The 1,204-nt window shown below is 53.6% G+C and carries 1 protein-coding gene; it reads left to right on the top strand.

Features of this window, described 5'->3' with window-relative positions:
- Positions 1–69 precede the first annotated feature (69 nt).
- The gene (locus VZP09_RS01385; RefSeq protein WP_328794851.1) at positions 70–1,050 is read left to right on the top strand and encodes an IS5-like element ISKpn26 family transposase; all 981 of its coding nucleotides are present in this window, start codon (positions 70–72) and stop codon (positions 1,048–1,050) included.
- Positions 1,051–1,204 lie beyond the last annotated feature (154 nt).

Below are 1,204 nucleotides of genomic sequence, written 5' to 3'. Positions count from 1 at the left end.
GGGAAGGTGCGAACAAGTTCCTGATATGAGATCATCATATTCATCCGGAGCGCATCCCAGAGGGACATCATGAGCCATCAACTCACCTTCGCCGATAGTGAATTCAGCACTAAGCGCCGTCAGACCCGAAAAGAGATTTTCCTCTCCCGCATGGAGCAGATTCTGCCATGGCAAAACATGACCGCTGTCATCGAGCCGTTTTATCCCAAGGCGGGCAATGGCCGACGGCCCTATCCGCTGGAGACCATGCTGCGTATTCACTGCATGCAGCATTGGTACAACCTGAGCGACGGTGCCATGGAAGATGCCCTGTACGAAATCGCCTCCATGCGCCTGTTTGCCCGATTATCCCTGGATAGCGCCCTGCCGGATCGCACCACCATCATGAATTTCCGCCACCTGCTCGAGCAGCATCAACTGGCCCGTCAATTGTTCAAGACCATCAATCGCTGGCTGGCCGAAGCAGGCGTCATGATGACCCAAGGCACTTTGGTGGATGCCACCATCATTGAGGCACCCAGCTCTACCAAGAACAAAGAGCAGCAACGCGATCCGGAGATGCATCAGACCAAGAAAGGCAATCAGTGGCACTTTGGCATGAAGGCCCACATTGGTGTCGATGCCAAGAGTGGCCTGACCCACAGCCTAGTCACCACCGCGGCCAACGAGCATGACCTCAATCAGCTGGGTAATCTGCTTCATGGAGAGGAGCAATTTGTCTCAGCCGATGCCGGCTANCAAGGAGCGCCACAGCGCGAGGAGCTGGCCGAGGTGGATGTGGACTGGCTGATCGCCGAGCGTCCCGGCAAGGTAAAAACCTTGAAGCAGCATCCGCGCAAGAACAAAACGGCCATCAACATCGAATACATGAAAGCCAGCATCCGTGCCAGGGTGGAGCACCCGTTTCGCATCATCAAGCGGCAGTTCGGCTTCGTGAAAGCCAGATACAAGGGGCTGCTGAAAAACGATAACCAACTGGCGATGTTATTCACCCTGGCCAACCTGTTTCGGGTGGACCAAATGATACGTCAGTGGGAGAGATCTCAGTAAAAACCGGAAATAACGCCAGAAATGGTGGAAAAAATAGCCTAAATAGGCTGATTCGATGTGTTTGCGGGAAAAAAATCGGCCCAGATCCGCGAAATTTTAATCAGCGAGTCAGCTTGGGAAGAAATGACCTGCTTATTCGCACCTTCCTTAGCTA

It is taken from the genome of Klebsiella sp. EMBS2024 (assembly GCF_036233805.1).
GTDB classification, from domain to species: domain Bacteria; phylum Pseudomonadota; class Gammaproteobacteria; order Enterobacterales; family Enterobacteriaceae; genus Klebsiella; species Klebsiella pneumoniae.
Note: the sequence above shows the minus strand (reverse complement) of the source record. Positions and strands in the feature narration are given on the sequence as shown.